Source organism: Acetobacter vaccinii (assembly GCF_008365315.1).
Taxonomy (GTDB): Bacteria; Pseudomonadota; Alphaproteobacteria; order Acetobacterales; family Acetobacteraceae; genus Acetobacter; species Acetobacter vaccinii.
The window spans coordinates 1526287-1547787 of record NZ_CP043506.1; the positions used below are offsets into that span (position 1 = coordinate 1526287).

Sequence of the window (21501 nt, forward strand, 5' to 3'; positions counted from 1 at the left end):
CGGGCGGCTGCATGGTGCACCGCCGCCCTGTCGTGTGTGAGGGGGGCAGATGGCCGATACGATTGTAAACACACAGCTTCTGATTGGTGGCCAGTGGCGGAATGCCGCCGACGGCCGGACGCTGGATGTGCTGGACCCCGCAACAGGGGACAGCATTGGCAGCGTGGCGCACGCGACCAAGGCTGACATGGAAGAAACGGTTGCAGGTGCCGCCGTTGGTTTTGAAGCCTGGCGCAACCTGACCGCCTGGGACCGCTATGTGATCATGCGCCGCGCTGCTGACCTGCTGCGTGAACGGGCCGACCAGATCGGCCGGATCATGAGCCGCGAGCAGGGCAAGCCGCTGGAGCAGGCGGTTATTGAGATCAACGCTGCTGCCGGGGTGATCGAGTATTTTGGTGAGGAAGGCCGTCGTCTGAATGACGAACTGGTGCCCGCCCGTGCCCCCAATGTTGAACAGCGTGTTCTGCGCCGCCCGGTTGGGGTGGTTGCGGCGTTTACGCCCTGGAACTTCCCCATCAACCAGATCGCCCGCAAGCTGGGTGCTGCACTGGGTGCGGGTTGTGCCGTTATTGTCAAAGCACCGGAAGACACGCCTGCATCCCCTGCAGAACTGATCCGCTGCTTCTGCGATGCGGGCATTCCCGCTGGTGCGGTGTCGCTGCTGTATGGTGTCCCGGCAGAAATTTCGGAATATCTGATCGCCCACCCGGTTGTGCGCAAGATTTCCTTCACCGGGTCCACCCCCGTGGGCAAGCATCTGGCCGCACTCGCAGGCGGGCAGATGAAGCCTGTGACCATGGAACTGGGCGGGCACGGTCCTGTTATTGTCTGCTCCGACGCGGACCTGGATGCCGCTGCTGAACGGTTGAGTGCCGCCAAGTTCCGCAATGCCGGGCAGGTGTGCGTTGCGCCCACGCGCTTCCTGCTGCACAGCGACATTGCTCCGGCGTTTATTGAAAAGTTCAAGGCTCGTATCAGCGCGCTTAAGATCGGCCGTGGGCTGGACGAAGGCGTGACCATGGGGCCGCTGGTGAATGAGCGCCGTGTATCAGCCCTGACCGAACTGGTGGAAGACGCCCGCCAGAAAGGGGCAGAGCTGTGGCAGCCTGCAACACCGCTGCCCAACACGGGCTTTTTCTTCCCGCCCACGCTCGTGCTCAAGCCCACGCTGGACATGCGCCTGATGCAGGAAGAACCCTTTGGCCCCATCGCCATTGTGGATGAATTTACCGACCTGTCCGCCGCTGTGCAGGAGGCTAACCGCCTGCCGTACGGGCTCGCCGCCTATGTGTATACCAGCAATGAGCGTACAGGCCGCGTGCTGGGCGAGGCGCTGGAAGCAGGGATGGTCGCAGTCAACCACCATGGCATTGGCGTGCCGGAAGTGCCTTTTGGTGGCATGAAGGATTCCGGTTACGGCACCGAGGGCGGGCCAGAAGCCCTGCGCGCCCACACCATTACGCGCCTTGTCAGCAGCCAGCATGCCAAGGCTCCGTTCTGACACGGGGATGTCCGGGGCAGGGATGACCTGCCCCGGTCTTGCTGACTGATGAACAGATTAGAGTTCTTGACTATCGCCTTTGTTGTAAAGGCGATAGTCTTTTGAAATATTGAGAATATTTCGTCTATTTTCTTTTAAAATGTTGCGGTCAGGCTGACGTTGAACGACCGTCCCATGCCCGGCAGGGCAATGTGCTGGCCCGTGCTTTTTTCCGTCATGACCAGCAGCCCACCCAGCGGCATATAGTAGCGCTGGTTGAAAATATTATCGATCCCGGCATTGAGTGTCAGCATCCGCCACTTGTAGCTTCCCGCCAGATTCAGCAGGGCATAGCCGGGTGTGCGTGCTTCATTCCGCACCCAGTCCACAGTGCTTTTTGCTTTCACTAGGTTCAGTTCCACCCGTCCTGTCCATGGGCCTACGGTTTCGTTAAGTGCCAGCGTGCCGTTTAGTGGCATCTGCTGGTACAGCCCGGAGTGGGAGACCATATCCTGCCCGCGCACCCAGTTGAGCACACCCGTGACTTCCCCTCTGCCATAGTGTGCGGAATCCCACAGGGCATAACGGCCAGAGGCATTGATGCCATACATCTGGGCATTGTGGTTGACGAACTGGAGCACATAACCGTTGAGATGGTTCATGCTGTTGGCCAGTGAACCAATGCGCTGCACGTTGATGTAGTTGTGGGCGTAGGTGTAGTACGGCTGCACTTTCAACTGCCATCTGTTGGCTAGGGATGGGTCGTGCCAGTCGAATGTCACGCTGGCCGTATTGGCAACTTCGGATTTGAGGTCGAGGTTGCCGACATACCCGTTGCCATCCCCAAACCAGCCGATCATGGTGGTGGCCATGCTGCTGCGCCCCCAGGCATAGCGTTCATACAGGTTGGGTGCCCGGGACTTGCGGGCGTAACCGGCCTCGATCGTCAGGCTGTCAGTGGTTTTCCAGCGCAGCATGGCGGTGACATCAAAGTTGACATCTGTCCGGCCATGGGGGCGGGCATTAAAGGCTTTGGCCGCCGCCCCGTCGGTGCTCAAGCCCGACATACCGCCCATGCCTGACATCATTGACATGCCGGACATGCTGCTGCTCATCCATGAATAGGGTGAAACATTGCCGGTATTCATCATCACAACATCATTGCGCAGGCCCAGCAGGGTGGACAGGCGTGGGGTCCAGCGGGCCTCCCATTCTGCAAAATGGCCCAGCCTGTCGCGGTGGGCGTCGTTGAGGGTATGGAATGTGTCGGGCCCCATCATGCTGCTGCCTGCCAGCGGGGGCCACCAGTCGTTCAGCCCTTCGTGGTCAAAGCTGCTGCCCAGACGCAGGGTATGCGCCCGTGCCAGAGGGATGGTGGCCTTGATGGCATAGCCCGCCGTGCGGGATTCATCATTCATGGGCATGCCGGTCGTGGCGGAATGGCCGCCCTTGTCAGCCAGCATGTTCATGGCGTGGCTGACCCGCCGCCAGTAGCCTGTGGCTTCAAGCTCACCCCAGTCAAACGTGCCGGTATATTTGCCGTTGACCCCGGTGGAGCGGTTATTGGTCATGTCCATATACTGGTTGGGAAAGCCCTCGCGCGGGGTATCCTGCTGGCTGAAGGTCAGGGCCAGAAGGTGGTTGCCCTTGTGCATGCCAAAGGTGATGTCGTGGCTGTAGGTCAGATACTCGGTTGACGGGACAGGCCCAAATCCACCCCCGGCGGAGTAATTGCCTGCCTCGGCATAGGAGGCATTGTAGCGCAGGCTGAACATGTCGTTAGCAACGGTCATGTCCCCATGGGCGGCATAACCGCTCCCGTTGCTGCGATACGTGCCGCTGGCCGAGCCGGTAAAAAGGATTTTGCCGTGGCGGGCAAAACGTGGTGGCGCGCGCTCGACAATAATCGAGCCCCCCAGACTGTCCCCCCCGCTGCTGACAGGGGTAAGCCCGGCAACGCTGGTGGCGGTCTGCACGCTTTGGGGGTCTATGTAGGAGAGGGCAGGATTCATGTGGTTGGGGCATGCAGGGCTTATCCGCACGCCATCCACAAATGTTGCCACGCGGTCGTCGGCCATGCCGTTGAGCACGGGCAGGTTGGCAAGCCGCCCACCTGCGTAGCTGCTAAAGCCCGGCTGGTCGCGAAAGAGCGAGGCACTGTCCGGGCTGGACAGGCTGGACATACGGCGGGAGGCTGCGTTGGGGGACGAGGCATTGAGCGGGGAGTCCGCCAGTTCCGTGTCGTCCTGAGTGTCGGAAACATCAAGCTGGGGCAGGGTTACAACGGTTGCGGCGTGGGTTGGTGTTGCCAGCGGTGCGCAGCAGACAGTCGCGACCGCCCATAGCCAGCCATAATGCTGGCCCAGGGTGCGGGTATAGGACATGGGAAAACAGTCATCCTGTGTCAAACATGCAAGACAGGCTCTGGCAGACCCGCCAGCACGCCGAGCAATGCTGCGACGTGCCGGGGTTACCAGAACGATGGGGAAGACTGTTTTCAGACATGGGGTATGGCAGACGGTTTGCAGCGCGCTCTGGCACTGTTCTGCCGCAGACCCAAAGGAGGGGCCTGCAAGAATCTGTTACCCCTGGAAAGCAGCCTTCCAGAATGAAGACAGCAGGGGCAACGGGGGGCCGCACGCAGGGGGCAGGCCCAAGGGAACAGGGGGCGGTGCCCGCGGGCGGGATGCAGCCCCACCCCGGTGCAGCCATAAAACCCCGACTCCCGGCAGAACAGGCGGCACAAACGGAATAAGTGCCGCGAGTGTCAGCAGGGGGCACAGGGGGCAGTTCTCACCGTCATGGTGGTCATGCGGCATGGGGGGAGCATGCTCCCCACGGGTGCCCATGGACATGGCATGCATTGCGGGCATGCTGTCGTCTGACGGGTCGGAACATTCCTGCGCGTCGTGCCCGGGGGCTATGTCAATGCCAAGGGTGCGTTCCAGCGTGGCCCGTGGCAACTCCCCTGGGAGCGCGTAGGATTGCAGTGCCAGCAACCCGGCAAAGCAGCCCAGGACCACCAGCAGCGTGGGCCATAACAGCCGCGTGCGTAGGATGGACAAAGGGCGGGACATTGCGCGTGCAAACACCTTGGCTGTGTGCGGGGCTGCTGCGCTGTATCTGCCTCCCCGGCGGGGTGCCTGTCAAATCTGGCGGGGCTATGACATAACCCGGTGCGGAGGGCTGCTGTGAACGCAACCGAACATGACAGGCTTGTTCAACCCAAGGCGGATTGCACCTCCGAGGCTGCGTCGTCTTTTCATTTGCGTCCGGTGTCAGGGCAACCTTTGGGCCTGTCCGCACGGCAGGAGACCCGGCGTCTGTGGGGTGTGGCCTTGCTGCTGGCGTTGGGTGCTCATGCGGTTCTGACTGCCGTGCTGGTGTTGACGGCAACACATACGGCCCCCGTGCAGGGGCAGGACAGTGTGGTGAGCATGGTTTTTGAGCCCCCTGCCACGAGTGCCCCGCCTATGGCCCCTCTGCCAGATTCCATGGAGCCTTTGCCAGACACGCCTCCCTTGACGGCCCCTGATGTTCCAGCCCCGGCAGATGTGACCTTGCCGCCCTTGCCAGCCAAGCTTGGCATTCCACCCCACACTGCGCTGCATGCTGCTGCTCCGAGAATGGCCCTGTCCTTGGCAGCGCATGGTCCAACACAGGGGGCCGAGGCCACAACAGGGCATGGGCTGGCAGATAAAGCAGCCCCCTCTGCCGCTACTCCGCCTGCGACAGGGGGCGGCAAGGCCCATGGTCTGTTGCTATCCTGCGCGCACGTGCAAACCCATTACCCCCCCATGGCCCGCCATTTGCATGAAGAAGGAACGGCTGTAGTCGAGGCCGCACTTGACCCTTCCGGCCATGTGCTGACAGCGCGCCTGTTCAAAACTTCCGGCTTTGATGACCTGGATGACGCGGCGGTGGAGGCTGTCCGAGGGTTGCAGTGTACCCTGCCAGAAGGAGGGGCGATTACAGGGCATATCCCTGTTGTTTTCCATCTGCACTAAAAAGACTTGTCTGAGGACATCTTTTCGCATAGGAGACAGCCATTGCCTCTGCCTGTCCCGTTCGTCTAGAGGCCTAGGACATCGCCCTCTCACGGCGACAACACGGGTTCGAATCCCGTACGGGACGCCATTGAGTGTATAAGCTTCTGCATTTGTGCCTAAATGCGCCGCTGTTCGTTTGAACATTCAGAACTGCTCAGAAAACCAGCATTTCCCTTCAGTTGTTCTGGTCTAGGTTTATCCTAAATCTTCCGCAGTATTGCGCCGGTCTATAGCAAGCCAATCTGCCGTCTGATCTGCTGGCATTCTGTGCCTGCCTCAAAATCTGGTTTTGCATGGTAATGCGTGTTCATAGCCTATCGGCCTCTGCCCGCATTGTGGGTTTTCATGGTGCTTCTGGCTGTTGGTGGTAGCCCTGATCATCAGGGGGGTTTGCTGTGTGCAGAACGCGGAAGAGGCATGTCTGAGTGGCAGAGTTCTTCACATTTTCATCACAAGTAATATTCAAAGATGCTCTTTACTTTTCGCTTACCAATTTTGAGGTTCTTTATTACCAGAAAGAATTCTCTCAATGCTTTGGATGTGGGGTAAACTGTGGCTACTCTGACTACTACCACTCTGTCATGGTCGGCGTCATGGTTTCAGACCCCGTCTATGGCTGATAGGGAAGCGCATGCAGCGAATGGCCAAAGCACTCTGCACCATGGCAGTGCGGTTGTAAGCACGACGGACAATAATTCCAGCCAGTATGATGATGCAGACGGCGACACTGTTGCTTTGTCTGACGAGGCGCAGACTTATATCAGCAACACAACAACGCAGTTTAAAGATTCGACAGGAACAGTACAGAAAATTTACGATACTTTGGCGTCGATTATTAGCAGTTCCAACACATCAGATTCCCAGAAATGGGCGGCTTATGTGACGAGTGATGAAATGCGCTTTGAGTCTCAAGCCCATGCAGGTTCCGGGGTTGATGGTCTTGTCACAGCGTTTGACCAGCAAACCGAAAACACAGCATTCATGAAGACAATCAATGCTGCCCTTGCCGATATAAAAACAAGAAATTTACAATATGATGACCAGCAACCTGTCTCCATCCCGATAGAAAGGGCTCTCCTGTATCTCCAGCAAAGAGAACAAAGAGCTGCTGAGGAGGAAGTATGGGGCTCATCCTCGTTGTCTATTCATATACAGGCAAGCACGCTCCAGACAGGGGCAGGAACTGAAACAAGCTTTACGCTGTCATCCAATTTTTCCGGACAAGAGTTTTTTGGGCTTGGTAATGCGTATCAGAGCCCGCTTGCTGTGGATTCAAGCAGTTCTGGGCCATATAATTTTTCACCATCCGGCAATACAACAAGCATTCAGGCAAGTTTTGGGTCTCTTGGTACAAAAAATGCCGAGAGGGAGCAGGACATGATTGACGAGCTTTTTGCGTCACCGTCTCAATCACCCTCCTCCTCTGGTGCAGAGAGTGATCAGAAAAAAATGCGTGACATCAATCATGATGAGGAAAATTCAGTTTTCTAAAAAGCGTTCGAGGTGTGCCCTCGCTACGGTATTTCTGCCACACTCTGCGAGTTGACTGGTAGTCTAGGTCTCGTCCCACACAGAGTGGAACTGGGCGGGTAAGGCAGTGATACCGACGGAGCAGAATGGGTGATGACGCTTGATGAGCAAATGGACAAAATCCGCAGTGGCGCGGTGTATAACGACCTGACAGCCGAACTCGTGCAGGCCAGAGAGCAGGCGGTGTTTCTGGCTAATCGCTATAATGCCAGTTTTGGTAAGTCATCGGCAGAACGGGAAGATATTCTGAAAGAGCTTTTGGGTCGTATTGGCAGTAAAGTGCATTTTGAACCCACGTTGCGCTGCGAATTTGGTCGTAATATTGTTATCGGCAACAACTTCTATGCCAATTTTGATTGTGTGTTGCTTGACGGTGGCGGCATAGAGATTGGCGATGACGTTCTTTTTGGCCCCCGTGTTGGTATTTATACGGCCAATCACGCCATAGATGCCAAGGAACGAGCCGCCGGTGGGTGCTACGCAAAGCCCGTCAGGATAGGCAACAGGGTGTGGATTGGCGGCGGCGTGCAGATTACACCGGGTGTGACGATAGGTGAGGGTAGCGTGATTGGGGCAGGGAGTGTTGTCACTAGGGATGTTCCCCCCAATGTGATTGCTGCGGGTGTTCCCTGTAGGGTCATAAGGGCTATTACCGACGCGGACAGGACCGGCTTCCAACCATAGTCAGTGTAGTAAAAACGGCCTAATTTGGTCGTTAATTTTTGCAGATGGGGTCTGTTGATGCGTGCCTATAAAGTTGTCGATGTATTTTCTGACCGTCCTTTCAAAGGTAATCCGGTGGCCGTTGTGCTGGATGCCGAAGGGCTGGATGATGGGACAATGCAGGCCATAGCACGTTGGACAAACCTGTCGGAGACAACATTCGTCCTGCCAGCAACACAGGCGAGGGCAGATTATCGCCTGCGGATATTCACCCCAAAGCGGGAACTGCCCTTTGCTGGGCACCCGACACTGGGGAGTGCTCATGCTGTGCTGGAAGCCGGGCGTTATAGCCCAAAGAACGGTGTGCTGGTGCAACAGTGCCTGCAAGGGCTGGTTCGTATTGCGGTAGAGGGGGAAGGTAAGAACTGCCAGCTTGTTTTTGACCTGCCAGATGCATCCATAACACCTCTTGCTCCTGCGGATGTTGAGGAACTGGAAGCTATTGCGGGTATTTCCATTATGCGTCGTGCAGCACCCGCGATTATTGATGTCGGGGCTGTCTGGGTTGTCGCACAGGTGGCAAATGCCGATGTGCTGCTGGGGCTAGAGCCAGATCTTGCCCATTCAGCCCGATTTGAAAATCGACTTGGAGTAACAGGCATAACTCTGTTTGGCGACCACGGGCATGGTGAGGCCGAGATTGAGGTGCGCACCTTCGCTCCCTCCTGCGGGTGTGAGGAAGACCCGGTGTGTGGCAGCGGCAATGGGGCGGTTGCGGTTTTTCGGCATACACGCGGACTCTTGGCAGCGCAGGGCGGCACGAATCGCTATAGTGCGGCCCAGGGGCAGCGGGTCGGACGGGCTGGGCGTATTGCTGTTGAGGTGGATGCACGCGGCAAAGTCAGAGTTGGCGGGGCTTGTGTGACCTGTGTGGATGGCACCCTGCGCGATCAGTAAAACCTTTGAGTTTTAGGGGTTTAATACGGTTTTTAGGCTCTGTGTTTAATGCCGGGAAGAGCCAGTCATTCGGTGGCACGTTAAGCTGTGTCGCTTTTGATCTGCTTGAAAGATATGGAGAGTCGATAACTCTATTCTGGTGTTGCAGTCTCTCATTGCGGGAAAGAGGTGGAATACTTAAGGAGGGCTTTCCCAACCCTCCCTGTGCTTGCCGACTATCTGTTCCCGTCGGGAAAGTGGGCCAGTTTTACCCTTATGCTGACCGAACAAGAACACAGACCAAAATCATGACTCGGGCTACAACCAATTCTACTCTGTCTTGGAAAAGGTTTTAAAGAACACCAGAGGCGTAGGTGCGATTTGTGCGCCACGCTGATTAAGAGAGCAGGCCCGGAACGTTGTTTCAGACCTGTGTGGCCAGTTGTTCAGCACTTTGCAGGGTGCTTTGTGTGTCGCTGGCATCGCTATCTGCCAGAACATCCTGCTTTTCCAGATGCTTTTTGCTCTCTTGCAGCATGTTTTTGATCTGCTCTGCCAGGGTCTGCACAGTCTGGGCGAAACCCTGATGGTCGTCGCTATTTGTGTCGGACTGATTGCCGGAGGACGATGCCTGTTCGTCCGTGGCGGTATTGGCCGCCTGCGTGTTCTCTTCTGCTTGTGCGGTCGTGTTTTGATCTGATTGCGGTGTTTGTGCGTTGGTACCATTCTGAGGGGAAGACAGAACAACCGTGCCGACAGCAGTATTGGCCGCACTGCCGCCGCCGCTTTGCATGTACTGGGCAACGGCTGCTGCAAGTTGGTGGGCAAGCTGGGCCAGTTGCTGCGCCAGTTCCTTGTGGGAGAGCAGAGCCTTGATCTGCATGAGTTGACGCATCTGCGCTTTGAGGATGTTGACCCGCTCTTCCGCCTGTTGCTTGGCGTCAGAGTGGTCGGACCTGATCAACTGGTCCAGTCGCCCAAGAGCCTGCTGCGCGGAAGACATGCTGGCACTGGCGAGGGAGGAACCACTGGCGAGGTAATCCTGCCCTGCCTGTGACAGGGTTATCTCAACGGAGGATGCCTCTTTCTCAATAGCCTGAGTGGAGGCGTTTGTGTCTGTGCTGTCGCTCGCCACGGATGGACGGCTGACATCAGTATATGTGACCGTGGCGGAAACGAGCATTGGAAGATCGTCCTGTTGATCGTGGTTTGAGCAGGAGGCAGTGTCATGATGTTATAAAATGCCCCCCGATCATTAAGTGAAATGGTTTGGAAGACGTTAATTTTGTAATTTAATTAATGTCCATTGCATGGATAAAACGACAGGTGCTGTTATCGCGCACGCGCGCTATCGTGCCGTGCTGACGAGAGGGGCAAGGTCTCGAAGCCATGCCAGATGATCAACGGGTATTAGTATAGCGTATTGAAATAGAATGTTTTTCTATCAATTTTACAGATTATGCCTGTGCATTGGAGGGCGTGCTTTGTGACGTAACAGGCACAAAACCCCCGTTTTGCAAGGCACGCCCCAGATCGGGCGGGGATGCCGTAGTCTGGCAGGACAGATGTCCTCGCGGGAGAAGAGGGCAAATTGTCCGATGCAGCAGGCAGGTGCAGAGGGGTATCGTTTACTGCGGCTGAGGAGTCCGGGGGAAAGGCCGAGGTTTGCGGGCTTTGACCACCACGGTATCCAGTTCAGACAAAAAGCGCGACCTATCGGCTTTCCCAAAGGCAGCACTGCCTGAGGTCATGACTCCGGCAGAGCGTAAATCTGTCATCAGGTTACGCATGGCCAGAGCCATGCCGATCGCGTCCTTATCCAGAAGGCGCCCTTTTGGCTCCAGCACATAGGCCCCTTTTTCCACACAGCGTGCGGCCAGGGGGATATCTGCTGTAATGGCAATATCACCAGCGGCAATGTGGTCGGCAATCCAGTCATCTGCCACGTCTGGTCCGGCATTCACAACAACCCGCTCGATCAGGGCGGAAGCAGGCACAGCCATCATCCTGTTGGACACCACAAATACATGCAGCCCATAGCGCCCCGCAACACGATACACTTCCTCTTTGACAGGGCAGGCGTCGGAATCAACAAAAATACGGGTCATAACCTCACTCTATGGTCGTCAGCCTTTCGGGCCGTCCCATTCCGGGGATGGTGTTCAAACCTGGGTTTTGTATCGAAGGCTCAGCTTTTTTATGGGCATGGCAACTAAGGGCGTCTTGTTCAGGTGCCACACGCGCTTAGAATAAATGCCAGATCGGATTGTTGCGGTCTGCCAGCAGTTTGATGGTCAATGCAAAGGACATAATGACCAACAAGGGCCGCACACCTTTGCCACCAAAGCGTATGGCCAGTCTGGCCCCGATCTGGTTGCCCAGCACGTTGGCGCATGCCATGCCCAGCCCCAGTAACCATAGCACCTTGCCCCCTGCGATCATGGCACTCAGCCCGGCTAGGTTGGTAACAAGATTGAGAAATTTGGTATTGGCAATGGCCCGCACCAGACCAAGCCCCGCAACTGCGACCAGCACAGTGGTCAGGAACGACCCGGCACCGGGGCCAAAAAAACCATCATAAAACCCCACAACGCTAATGCAGGCTGTCAGCCCCCAGCGGCCCAGACGGGCATGGCGGTCGGCTGTGCTCATGGGGGGCGCTAACAGAAAGTAAAACCCCATACCAATTAGCAGAACGGGCACAAAGGCGGACAGAAAAGCCGGGTTGATGAACTGTACTGTTGTGGCCCCAGCAACAGACCCCACAAAAGCCCCAGCGGCAGGCAGGGCAAACTGTGCTAGGTCAACATGGCCCGCCCGCAAAAAGGTCAGAAAGGCGGAGGAGGTACCAATGGTGCTTTGCAGCTTGTTGGTCGCCAGTGCCGAGACGGGGGGGACCCCCACCGCCATCAGGGCAGGTATGGTCAGCAATCCACCCCCACCTGCCAGTGCGTCGATGCCGCCAGCGACGAAGGCGGTGGAGATGAGGAACAGGATAGTTTCAAACGTAAAATGCATTGGGTGTGGCTACCCCGAGGGCGTGACACGACGCAAAGACTTTTTGCGTCATGTCTGTGTCAGCCGGGCCGTGAGTGCTGGGCGCATATCGTGGGGCAGAGGTGCACCCGCGCTGATTTAACCCGAGATCGTGGCCTGGAACTTCAGCTTTCCATCATTGGTGGAGCATGCAAGCTGCTGTCCGGGCAGGTAGTCACAGGTTCCGCGGGCTTTGAGCAGCATTTCATGCGGTGTGCCTTCGTAGTCTTTGATCAGAAGGCCAAAAATCGAGTATTTGCTGGGGGTCATCGCCGGGGGGATGGCGTTGTAGAATGTAATGGCCGCCTTGGGGCCGTAGAAGGAAAACTCCTTACCACCATCCTTGCGGTCAGCGACAAAAAAGCCATTGCATGGGAGCTCATCAGCTTTGGAGCCCGGCTTGGTGCTGATGTACAGGACTTTGCAGCCCGTGCTGCGCTGCCCGGTAATGGCGGTGTGGTTGGGGTCACCGTTCTGCTGGGCTTCAAACTCGCTTTCAGAATGCGGCAGCGTTTCAGCCGCAGCCCTCTGGGTGGGGCCAAGCAGAGGGATAAACCCGCACAAGGCCAGCCCCATCATTCCTGTCCGCGTAGAAATGGTTTTGAGAAAACTCACCATGTCATGGTCCCGTTACAAGGGTTGCGTGAACACTCACTATGCCGCCAGTGCCTGCGGGTTGAAAGGGGCGTGTGTTCTGCCCTGGCGTGGCTTGTTGAGGGCGGGGCAGGGTGTTGGGGCGCAGCCCTTTCTCTCTGACTGGTTTTGATTTCCCGCTGTCAGGCGTATGCTGCGCGCAGGGACCAGAAGGGGTTGAGAACATGCGTAAATGGATTGTCTATTGTGGGCTTGTCGGCGTCATTTCAAGCGCAACCCCAGCGTTGGCGCAGGAAGAAGACAGCGACTACAATGCACTGTCCCGCAAGGTGACGACAAATTCTACCTGCATTGACTATCTTAACTCTGAACACGGAGAATACGCAGGTGATAAAATGTCAGAATCCCTTGCCCCGGATGAGGAAACAATAGGGCTGTCCAGAGCCATCAGGGATGAATGTCAGAAATACCCCAAGGAACCGCTCGAAAAGGCCGTGTCGAGTGTCAAAAATGCTTATACGCACAAGCTGTCTGACATTATGGAAAAAGTAAAACGCGGTAAAAATTCGTTGAATGGCAAAAGCGGATCATAATTTTTCAAGACTCATATTTATAACGATGCTGCCTGTCGACCACTGCCAGCAGGCAGGAGCGGTATGGGAAAAAGCCGGTCATAAGCCCAGTTGAAGAAGAAAGCATACACCAGATAAAAAAGGGCGATTGAAAGCGTAAGCGAGAATGTTTCCGCCAGGCTGGTCCGCAAATACAGGGCAATAGCGGGCAGTAATACTATTTGCAGGCCACCCTCAAACAGACAGGTATGAATAACCCGCAGGACAACTGTTTTTTGCGTTGTTTTGAACAGTCTCATCATGGTGTGGTCAAAAAGGTGATTATAGCAGTAATTCCACACGGTGGCAGTGATTGCACTGCCAAGGCCGATAACCCCCATGGCGCTTTCCTGAAGGTTAAAAAGATAGCCTCCCACAGGGATCACGATGGCAAGAGCCAGAATCTCAAACAGCAGGGCATGGCGCATCCGGTCAGGGACGGAGCGCATGGCGGCAGGCTGGGCGGGGGATTGGGTCGCTGGTGTTGACATGCCGCGCAGCCTATCTTTCCTTTGAGGAAAGGAAAGATAGAAACTATCGGAAAAGCAGATAGATGAGTGTGTCGCTGGAACAGTTGGCCGCCTTTGTCACAACGGTTGACGCAGGGTCTTTCTCTGCTGCGGCGCGCAGGTTGGGGCGCGCACAGTCAGCCATTAGCACCCATGTTGCCAATCTGGAGGTTGACCTTGGCGTGCAGTTGTTCAGCCGCCATGGGCGCACCCCGGTGCTGACCCCGGCAGGAGAGCGCCTGCTACAGGAGGCCCGCGTTGTGCTTGACCGCCGGGAGCATCTGATGGGCGTGGCCAGAGCTTTGGAGGAAGGGGTTGAAAACAAGCTCGTCGTCGCGATTGATGAATTATACCCGGAGCAGGCTTTAGGTCCGGTCTTTTCCGAATTTGCCCGCGTCTTCCCGCATGTTGAAATGGAAATCCTGTTTCCGCTTATGGAAGATGTCGGAGAGCTGGTGCAGGCAGGCGCAGCGCAGCTTGGTGTCATGTGGCAGCAGAACCGTATGCCACCAACCTTGCAGTTTCAGACCATTGGTCGTGTGCCGCTTAAACTGGTGTGTGGGCGGCAGCACCCTCTGGCGCAGGGCGGGGCCGTGGCGTGGGAGGACCTCAAACGCTACCGGCAAATTCTGGTCGCGGCCCGTGGGCAGGACCGGGAAAAGCAGTATCTGCGTGTTGCGGGGGAGGTCTGGTGGGTGGAGAGCCACTGGGTGATTCTGGAACTGGTAAAGCACGGCATCGGCTGGGCTTTTGTGTCCGATCATGTGCTGGAGGCCTCACCCACAGCGCCGGATATTGTGGTGCCCCCCTTGCAGTTTGATACCAGCGACAGGCTGGTGCCTCTGGCTGTGGTCTGGGACCACAGGCGCGCGCAGGGGGCTGCTGCGCGTTGGCTGCGGCAAAGGCTAGGCGCGGATATGATGACCTGGAAAACACCAAACCCCTGAGGCAGCTTTGTTGTGAGAAGGGTTTGTCCAGAACGCCGCCGCTGGATACGCACCAGAAGGTTGGAGGGAATGGGAACATAGTATTTGCGAATGGTTCTTAACTATGCTAATCCACGGGCTTCTCTCACGTACAGTCAGGCGACCCGCAGGGTGGACAGGACACGAATCAACACACTGTTTATCAACCACCGGCGCGAACTGGCGGATTATGTTGGCAGGCAGTTGAATGACCGCGATCTTGCCGCGGATTTCGTGCAGGAAACCTTTATCCGCTTCATGGAGCACGGGGACACACTGCCTGCGGAATCCTGCCGGGCATTTTTATACAGCACGGTGCGTCATCTTGTTATCGACCATGTGCGTGCCCTGCGCCGCCGCAAGACAGATGCCGTCCCGACGGAAGACCTGGTCCATATTGTCGATGACCGACCCTGCGCGGAGGATGTCATGGCTGCGCGGGAGAGAATACGCCAGATTGCAGCCCTGCTGGACGATTTGCCACAGCTGACACGTCGTATCTTTGTGCTCAACCGTGTGACGGGGCTGAGCTACCGCGTTGTGGCGGCGCGCCTGCACGTGTCTGAAAGTACGGTGCAAAAGCACCTTGCAACTGTGCTGCGGCACCTGCTGTTGCACCTGCCGTGCTGAGGCTGGGGGCACAGAACCGCAGGCCGCGTGGTTGATGGAGACCACACAGGCCCAGCGGAACAGGGCGGAGGAGGAAGCCGCCCAATGGGTTATCCGTCTTGGCGGAGGCAGCCTGAGCGCGCAGGAGCAAAGGGACTTGGAGACATGGCGGGCGGTATCGGCCTGCCATGAGGCGGCGTTTCAAAGAGCATCGGTTTTATGGTCTGACCTGGATCTGGGGGGGCGTGAGAAAAAAGCCCGTTATCGCCGTGTTGCCATGCAGGCAGCCACGGCCGGACTGGCCGGGTTGTGTGTTCTGGGCGGTGGGGTTGGCACGGGGTGGGTGGAGCCCGCCCGCTGGTTTGCTGACTATACAACCAGCAAGGGTGAGATCCGCACCGTGCGGCTGGAAGACGGCAGCAGCGCCGTGCTGGACAGTCATGCTGCCATTAACATCCGCTATACCGCGCGGGAACGTCGGGTCGTACTACTGGGCGGGCAGGCCTATTTTACGGTCGCACCGGTTGCCGGGGGCGAGCACAGGCCTTTTGTCGTGCAGGCTGCCAACGGTGGTGCAACGGCTCTTGGCACGCAGTTTATGGTCACGCGGGAGGGGCGGGGGGTCGATACTACCGTGACCGAGCATAGTGTGCGTGTAACGGCATGGCCGCATGGCGTGGGCCCGCAAAGCGTGATTGTTCCCCAGGGGCAGAGTATTCATTACGATCAGGACGGGATTGGCCACCCGCATCAGGTGGCGGCGGCTACAGTGACGGCATGGCGCATGGGCCAGCTTGTTTTTGATAACGCGCCCCTGTCTGCGGTGATTGAGCAGCTTAACCGCTACCGGCGGGGGCGTATTGTGCTGGTCCGGCGGGGGTTGGCAAAGCGCCGCGTCAGCGGTGTGTTTGCCTGTGCCGATGTCGGCAGTGCAACCGCCACAATCACGCGCGAGCTGGGTGTCAAAACCCTGTCCGTCGGGGGGCTGATTACACTGATGTATTGAGCACGGAGGAATACACCGCCTGTGTGTCTGTTTGTAACCATCTGTAAAATAACGGGAAAATAAAAAACACCATAAAAATGCAAAAACCATTACTGAAATGTGACGGCCCGCACGTCCTACTCACAAGAAGCAAATGCAATTCATTCTCGGTTATGCCGGGAGTGTCGCCGTGGAGTGAGATGAGGATGACTGTGGAAAAGGTGCGTCGGCCGGTCAGGCGGGGTCAATACTGTACGGCAGCACTGTGGGGGGTTATGTCTGGGACAGCTCTGGCCTTTGCCGGGGGGGCGGTGTGGAGCTCTGCGGCTTATGCACAACCGAGTGCTGTTGCCAGTCCGACAGGGCAGCCCACCCTGTCGGTCAATATCCCCGCGGGTGATCTCAACAGTTCTTTGCTGGCGCTAAGCCGGGCTGCTGGCTTGCAGATTTTTTATGACATGGACAAGGTGCGTGGCCTGCGGGGTAATGCTGTGTCCGGCACCATGACAGCGGACGACGCCCTGTCGCGTATTCTTGCTGGCAGTGGCTATACGTTTTCACGCTCTGGTACTCGTATTTCTGTCATGAAGCCCTCTTCCGCCATTATGCTGGGGCCAATCCGCGTGGGGGGCACCTATCATGAAACCGTGCCCGCAACAGGCATGATCGGCAACCTGCCGCCCGCCCTGCCGGGGGGTGAAATTGCCCGTGGTGGGCAGTTGGGCATGCTGGGCAACAAAGACGCGATGGACACGCCATTCAACGCCACCAGCTATACCGCGGCCTTTATAGAAAACCGCCAGATCAGAAGCGTGCGGGATGCCCTCAAGGATGACCCCTCCATACGGGGTGGTTTTGCCACAGGCACAGCCGGGGTCGAGCGTATTCAGATCCGTGGCTTTACGCTCGATGACGTGGATATGTCATACGGTGGCCTGTATGGGATGATGCCTTTTAGCGGCATTACCTCCGAACTGGCAGAGCGGGTGGAGGTCCTGCGTGGCCCTGCTGCGTTGCTCAATGGCATGTCGCCCGGCGGGGCTGTGGGCGGTGTGGTCAACATTGTGCCCAAGCGCGCGCATGACACGCCCATTTCCAAAATCGAGGCCGATTATACGTCCAACGCCCAGTTTGGTGGCCATGCCGATGTCGGGCGGCGGTTTGGCAAGGACAAGCAGCTTGGGGTGCGTATCAACGGTATGATCCGCTCCGGCCCGACCGCCACGCCGTATAGTGACCTCAAGACCGCATTGGTTGCCACCGGGGTTGACCTGCGCCTGCACCGGGTCCGGCTTTCAACCGATTTTGGATACCAGCACCGTGAAATTGACGGTGTTATTCCCTTTGTTTCTCTTGCATCCGGTGCGCCGGTGCCTGACGCAGGCCGGGTGAAGCGTAACTTTGACCTGCCCTGGAGCTATATGACAGGGGAAGACATTTTTGGTGTCTTCCGTGGTGAGGTCGATCTTTTTCGTAATTTCACAGCGTATGGCAGCGTTGGGGTGCATGATTACAGCTTCAGGGGGGCGTATTCCCAGCAGGTTGTTGTCAAGGATGCGTTGGGGAATGGCACAGGGGCCGTACCCGTGGGCATTGCCCAGAACGGCCGCTATCTGACAGCCGAGGTCGGGGTGCGGGGGTCTGTCAAAACTGGCCCTGTTACGCAGGAACTGGCATTTTCCGCCAACCGGCTGGACCTGACTATGGGCCGTATTTTTGGCTCCAACTCCAGTATTTCAGCCTATTCCCTCAATATGTATAGCGGGAAAGATCGTTTCCTGCTCAACCATGATGTCGCGGTGCCTGGGTCTTCCCCCACCACAGGCACATCCACCTTGTCCAGCCTTGCTTTTGTGGACACGGTGTCGGCTTTGGACAAACGTATTCAGGTCACGGGTGGTTTCCGGGTGCAGCAGGTGCAGTCTGCCAATATCAGTGCAACCACGGGGCAGGCAACCAGCAGTTATGACCAGACGGCTATCAGCCCCTCTGTGCTGGCAGTCTTCAAGCCCCTTAAAAATGTTTCCATTTATGGGAACTGGATTCAGGGCTTGCAGCAGGGCACAACCGTTGGCACCAATTATGCCAATGCCGGGGAAATTTTTGCGCCCTACAAATCGACGCAATATGAAATTGGGATCAAGGCTGACCTAAAAAAATTCCTTGTTACGTTTGATGTGTTCCAGATATCTCAGCCGAGCACTGTTTATGACAACACGACCAATATCATGTCGCTGAATGGTGAACAGCGTAACCGTGGGCTGGAGCTGAATATTGCAGGGGAGGTCGTGCACGGCCTGCGTGTGGCCGGGGGGATCATGCTGCTGGACCCGATCCTGACAAAAACACAGGGCGGTCTGTATGATGGCAAACGTGCGCCCAATACATCGCCCGTCAACTTTAATATGGGGCTTGATTATGATGTCCCATTCGTCAAAGGTTTTTCGGTAACGGCCGATATTATGTATACCAGTTCACAATATATCGAAAATGCAGCCCATCGCAGGAGTATTCCCGGCTGGGTCAGGCTGGATATGGGGGCGCGCTACGTTATGAAAAACCCGGTGTCTGAGACAGGAAAACTCTCGTTCCTGCTGAATGTGGATAATGTGGCCAATGAGCGCTACTGGAACTCCGGCGGGTATAATTACCTGTCCCTGAGTGCACCCAGAACATTCCGTTTTTCGGTCGCGGCTGATTTTTGATGGCACCCCCATGGCTTAAAACCACCGCACGGGTTGGGCTTGCCATAGGTGGCGGGTATCTAGCCTCGGCCTCGGTCCTGGTTCTGCTGTGCATGATGCTGGCAGCCCTGGGCATGCCCAGGGCCGAGGCCGCCACGTTGGGCATGTTGCTGGTTTTTGTGGTGTATCTCTGTTTTCTGCTGTGGGTTTTTGCCTCTGCCACGCTGTGGCGGCCGTTTGTTGTGTTCTTTCTTCTTACAGTGTCTGGGTATGGGTTAACCGCTTTCATGGGGCATGGGCACTGATATGGACCAGGATTTTCGGCGTTCTATGGGGTGGCTGCATACCTGGGCCGGTGTTGTTCTGGGGTGTTTTCTGTTCGCTATTTTCTGGATGGGCACACTCTCGGTCTTTGATAGCGAGATAGACCAGTGGATGAAGCCCGCGACACGCATAGCACCAGCCCAACAGACACTGCCGCTTGAAACATTCCGTCCGTTTCTGGAAGAAGCTGCGGCCCATAAAGCAGCGTTCTGGAATGTCTCTTTCCCCAATGACCGCCAGAGTGTTGCCGAAGTCCGGTACCGGATTGGCCGAAAATCCATCAGCCATGATATTGACCCCCATACAGGGCAGGTTTTACCAGAGGCCGGAACGCTAGGGGCTTCGGGGTTTATCTTCCCGTTCCATTATACCTTGGAACTCCGCTTTATGGGGCTGGGGGAGTGGCTTGTCGGTCTTTCCTCCATGGCCATGCTGGCGCTGTGCGTGACGGGCGTTATTATCCACCGCAAGCTATTCGCAGATTTTTTCACATTCCGGCCGGACAAGAAGGCACGCCGTGTTTTGCTGGATGTGCATAATATTTCTGGTGTTCTTGGCCTGCCGTTCTGCCTTGTCATTACGTTTTCCGGTCTGGCTATTCTGGGCGTTACGTATTTTCCCTCTGGCGTAAATGCACTGTATGATAACCCCAGAAGTTATTTTAACGAGGTCAATAGCCTTGGTTTTCTGGCAGGAAAACCGGGTAAGCCGGATAATACAAAATCTGCTTTGAATGACATGGAAGCCACTGCCCGGCAACTCTGGGGTGGTACGCAGCCCGGTCTGGTGCTTGTGGCGCGTCCGGGTGCGGCCAATGCCAGGGTGGCGTTTTTCCGAGAGAGCGAGCAGCAGGTTGTCATGGACCGGGCGATTGTTGCTTTTGATGCTGTGACAGGAAAAATCGTGTCACAGTCATCTACTGTCCGGCCTATTATTCGTGTGCAGCATTTTCTCAGCGGTCTGCATTTTGTCCATTTCCATCATTGGTTGCTGCGGTGGCTGTATTTTGTGCTTGGCCTTGGCGGGTGCACGCTTATTGCTACTGGCTTTCTGTTTTGGCTGGACTCCCGGCGTAAAAAACAGGGGGCAACATTTGGCTTTCGGTTGGTGGAAGGGCTGTCAGCCGGGGCGGTGACAGGCATTATTCTGGCAACATTGGCATTTTTTGTCGCTAACCGGTTATTGCCGCCGGGTGCGCGGTGCTGGGGGCTGGATCGTTCAGCACTGGAAGTCTGGAGTTTTTACGCGGTCTGGCTGGTGGCCTTTGTCCATGGTTGGGTGTGGCCGCGTAAGGTCTGGGGGGTGCAGAGTGCGGCTATCAGCCTGCTGGCTGTGCTGGCCGTTGTCCTCAACTGGGTGACCACAGGCGACCACCTCGCCCGGACTCTGCTGCACCGTTGGCTCTGGCCAGTGGGTGGAATGGATATGGTGCTGTTGCTGGGGGCCGGGCTGGCCTTGCTGGCGGCGGTGCGTCTGTCGCGCAAGGCACGGCAGCAGAGCGGGGCTGCTTTGCCTGTGTCAGTAAGGAAGGCTGCATAATGCCTGGCTTCTTCTTTTATCCAGCGTTATCAGTCCTTTTGTTTTTTACATTTTCCTTGCTGGCACTGACCCAGTTTCCACATCGGCGGGCAACGGGGACGGCGGAGTTGCCCGCCAGCAGGGCAACACTGATACGGTGTGTGGCATCAGTGTTGCTGGTGCTGTCGCTGGTCTGCGCCGTCGTGCATGATGGCGGTGGTTTTGGCACTTTGCTGTGGGTCGGGCTGATGGCGGTGTGTGCCTGTGCGGTGACTCTGGTGCTGGGCTGGTATCCTGCCTTGCTGGCACCGCTGGCACGGCGTATGCAAAGCGCAGGCGTTTAGCGCGCCCGTAACAGCAAAGGGCCGTGGTGGCGCAACCAGTTTTCCGCCACATCGCGGTGTGGTGTCAGGGTTGCAACGTGTTTCCAGAATGCCGGGCTGTGGTTCATCTGGGCAAGGTGGCTGAGTTCGTGGGCGATCAGATAATGGCGCACCGGGTGGGGGGCCAGGATCAGCCGCCATGACAGCATGATCCGCCCTGTGCTGGAACAACTGCCCCAGCGGCTGGTCGGGTCGCGTATGTCCAGCCTGCCGGGTTTTAACCCTGCGGCCTGGGCCATGGCGCGTAGGTCTCGGCCCAGGGCGCGGGTCGCATGCTGCCGCAGATACTGCATGACCCTGCGGCTGAGGAAGGCGGCATCGCCTGTAATGACCAGGGTGTCGTTTTCAATCCAGGCCCCGCCGTGGCGCGTGGGGGCGTGGAGGATACGGTAGGGCTTGTCCTCAATTGTAATCAGGCTGTCTGCGGTAAAGCTGGGGCCTTGGGCGAGGCGTTGCAGGCGGCTGACAATCCAGCCCGTATTTTTGTGGACAAAGGCTAACGCCTGAGCCGGTGGGCAGGACTGCGGGACAGTGACTGTCAGCGCGTGGTCGCGTGGGGCAATGCGCAGTGAGAGCCTTCTGGCCCGTGGCGAGAGCCGCCAGAACACACGCACAGCCCCAA

The 21501-nt window shown here is 57.1% G+C and carries 21 protein-coding genes and 1 tRNA gene; 14 read left to right on the top strand and 8 right to left on the bottom strand.

The features are described 5' to 3' along the window. The first annotated feature begins 49 nt into the window (after nucleotides 1–49). Nucleotides 50–1504: an NAD-dependent succinate-semialdehyde dehydrogenase gene (locus tag FLP30_RS06835; protein WP_149279146.1), complete on the top strand. Its 1455-nt coding sequence runs from the start codon at nucleotides 50–52 to the stop codon at nucleotides 1502–1504. Between the two features lie 134 nt (nucleotides 1505–1638). On the opposite strand, the gene FLP30_RS06840 is transcribed toward FLP30_RS06835, so the two are convergent. Together FLP30_RS06840 and FLP30_RS06845 are read right to left on the bottom strand one after the other, a co-directional pair. Then, complete coding sequence (locus FLP30_RS06840) at nucleotides 1639–3867, bottom strand: TonB-dependent receptor (protein WP_149279147.1); 2229 nt, start codon at nucleotides 3865–3867, stop codon at nucleotides 1639–1641. A gap of 198 nt (nucleotides 3868–4065) precedes the next feature. After that, nucleotides 4066–4560, bottom strand: coding sequence for a DUF2946 family protein (locus FLP30_RS06845; protein ID WP_149279148.1), 495 nt, complete (start codon nucleotides 4558–4560; stop codon nucleotides 4066–4068). Between the two features lie 114 nt (nucleotides 4561–4674). On the opposite strand from FLP30_RS06845, the gene FLP30_RS06850 reads away from it, so the two are divergent. The 5 genes from FLP30_RS06850 to FLP30_RS06870 all read left to right on the top strand — a co-directional run bounded on the left by FLP30_RS06850 (nucleotide 4675) and on the right by FLP30_RS06870 (nucleotide 8682). Next, nucleotides 4675–5490: an energy transducer TonB gene (locus FLP30_RS06850; protein ID WP_149279149.1), complete on the top strand. Its 816-nt coding sequence runs from the start codon at nucleotides 4675–4677 to the stop codon at nucleotides 5488–5490. A 54-nt stretch (nucleotides 5491–5544) separates the two neighbouring features. After that, a tRNA-Glu gene (locus tag FLP30_RS06855) sits at nucleotides 5545–5620 on the top strand. A gap of 524 nt (nucleotides 5621–6144) precedes the next feature. Then, complete coding sequence (locus FLP30_RS06860; protein ID WP_149279150.1) at nucleotides 6145–7023, top strand: hypothetical protein; 879 nt, start codon at nucleotides 6145–6147, stop codon at nucleotides 7021–7023. 132 nt (nucleotides 7024–7155) lie between these two features. Then, on the top strand, nucleotides 7156–7746 hold the full coding sequence (locus tag FLP30_RS06865; RefSeq protein ID WP_149280278.1) for a sugar O-acetyltransferase: 591 nt from the start codon (nucleotides 7156–7158) through the stop codon (nucleotides 7744–7746). 57 nt (nucleotides 7747–7803) lie between these two features. Beyond that, nucleotides 7804–8682 carry a PhzF family phenazine biosynthesis protein gene (locus FLP30_RS06870; protein WP_246856450.1) on the top strand — a complete coding sequence of 293 codons (879 nt, stop codon included), beginning with the start codon at nucleotides 7804–7806 and terminating at the stop codon, nucleotides 8680–8682. 403 nt (nucleotides 8683–9085) lie between these two features. Here the strand turns inward: FLP30_RS06870 and FLP30_RS06875 are convergent, their stop codons facing one another. The 4 genes from FLP30_RS06875 to FLP30_RS06890 form a co-directional block, all read right to left on the bottom strand. After that, the gene (locus tag FLP30_RS06875) at nucleotides 9086–9844 is read right to left on the bottom strand and encodes a hypothetical protein (RefSeq protein ID WP_149279152.1); all 759 of its coding nucleotides are present in this window, start codon (nucleotides 9842–9844) and stop codon (nucleotides 9086–9088) included. Nucleotides 9845–10289: 445 nt separating this feature from the next. Further along, nucleotides 10290–10769, bottom strand: coding sequence for a YaiI/YqxD family protein (locus FLP30_RS06880; protein WP_149279153.1), 480 nt, complete (start codon nucleotides 10767–10769; stop codon nucleotides 10290–10292). Nucleotides 10770–10905: 136 nt separating this feature from the next. Next, nucleotides 10906–11679 (bottom strand): TSUP family transporter, encoded by a 774-nt coding sequence (locus FLP30_RS06885; RefSeq protein WP_149279154.1) that lies wholly within the window; start codon nucleotides 11677–11679, stop codon nucleotides 10906–10908. A 117-nt stretch (nucleotides 11680–11796) separates the two neighbouring features. After that, entirely contained in the window at nucleotides 11797–12315 is a 519-nt protein-coding gene (locus tag FLP30_RS06890) for a hypothetical protein (protein WP_149279155.1), read from the bottom strand. Between the two features lie 200 nt (nucleotides 12316–12515). On the opposite strand from FLP30_RS06890, the gene FLP30_RS06895 reads away from it, so the two are divergent. Further along, on the top strand, nucleotides 12516–12884 hold the full coding sequence (locus tag FLP30_RS06895; RefSeq protein WP_246856451.1) for a hypothetical protein: 369 nt from the start codon (nucleotides 12516–12518) through the stop codon (nucleotides 12882–12884). Between the two features lie 17 nt (nucleotides 12885–12901). On the opposite strand, the gene FLP30_RS06900 is transcribed toward FLP30_RS06895, so the two are convergent. Further along, a complete protein-coding gene (locus FLP30_RS06900; protein ID WP_246856452.1) occupies nucleotides 12902–13393 on the bottom strand; it encodes a PACE efflux transporter in 492 nt (163 codons plus the stop codon). 62 nt (nucleotides 13394–13455) lie between these two features. Between FLP30_RS06900 and FLP30_RS06905 the strand changes: the two genes are divergently transcribed. From FLP30_RS06905 to FLP30_RS06935, 7 genes are all read left to right on the top strand, one after another. Further along, nucleotides 13456–14358 carry a LysR family transcriptional regulator gene (locus tag FLP30_RS06905; RefSeq protein ID WP_149279156.1) on the top strand — a complete coding sequence of 301 codons (903 nt, stop codon included), beginning with the start codon at nucleotides 13456–13458 and terminating at the stop codon, nucleotides 14356–14358. A gap of 150 nt (nucleotides 14359–14508) precedes the next feature. Continuing rightward, nucleotides 14509–15006: an RNA polymerase sigma factor gene (locus tag FLP30_RS06910; protein WP_168200061.1), complete on the top strand. Its 498-nt coding sequence runs from the start codon at nucleotides 14509–14511 to the stop codon at nucleotides 15004–15006. 34 nt (nucleotides 15007–15040) lie between these two features. Beyond that, the gene (locus FLP30_RS06915; protein ID WP_149279158.1) at nucleotides 15041–15991 is read left to right on the top strand and encodes a FecR family protein; all 951 of its coding nucleotides are present in this window, start codon (nucleotides 15041–15043) and stop codon (nucleotides 15989–15991) included. Nucleotides 15992–16245: 254 nt separating this feature from the next. Further along, nucleotides 16246–18675 carry a TonB-dependent siderophore receptor gene (locus tag FLP30_RS06920; RefSeq protein WP_246856453.1) on the top strand — a complete coding sequence of 810 codons (2430 nt, stop codon included), beginning with the start codon at nucleotides 16246–16248 and terminating at the stop codon, nucleotides 18673–18675. Beyond that, nucleotides 18675–18959 carry a hypothetical protein gene (locus FLP30_RS06925; RefSeq protein ID WP_246856454.1) on the top strand — a complete coding sequence of 95 codons (285 nt, stop codon included), beginning with the start codon at nucleotides 18675–18677 and terminating at the stop codon, nucleotides 18957–18959. The genes FLP30_RS06920 and FLP30_RS06925 overlap by 1 nt, the downstream gene beginning before the upstream one ends. A 1-nt stretch (nucleotide 18960) precedes the next feature. Beyond that, entirely contained in the window at nucleotides 18961–20517 is a 1557-nt protein-coding gene (locus tag FLP30_RS06930) for a PepSY-associated TM helix domain-containing protein (protein WP_149279160.1), read from the top strand. Further along, nucleotides 20517–20840: a DUF3325 family protein gene (locus tag FLP30_RS06935; protein ID WP_149279161.1), complete on the top strand. Its 324-nt coding sequence runs from the start codon at nucleotides 20517–20519 to the stop codon at nucleotides 20838–20840. Before FLP30_RS06930 ends, FLP30_RS06935 begins: the two co-directional genes overlap by 1 nt. Here FLP30_RS06935 and FLP30_RS06940 read toward each other — a convergent pair. Beyond that, nucleotides 20837–21487, bottom strand: coding sequence for a M48 family metallopeptidase (locus FLP30_RS06940; RefSeq protein ID WP_246856455.1), 651 nt, complete (start codon nucleotides 21485–21487; stop codon nucleotides 20837–20839). The genes FLP30_RS06935 and FLP30_RS06940 overlap by 4 nt on opposite strands. Between the last annotated feature and the right edge of the window lie 14 nt (nucleotides 21488–21501).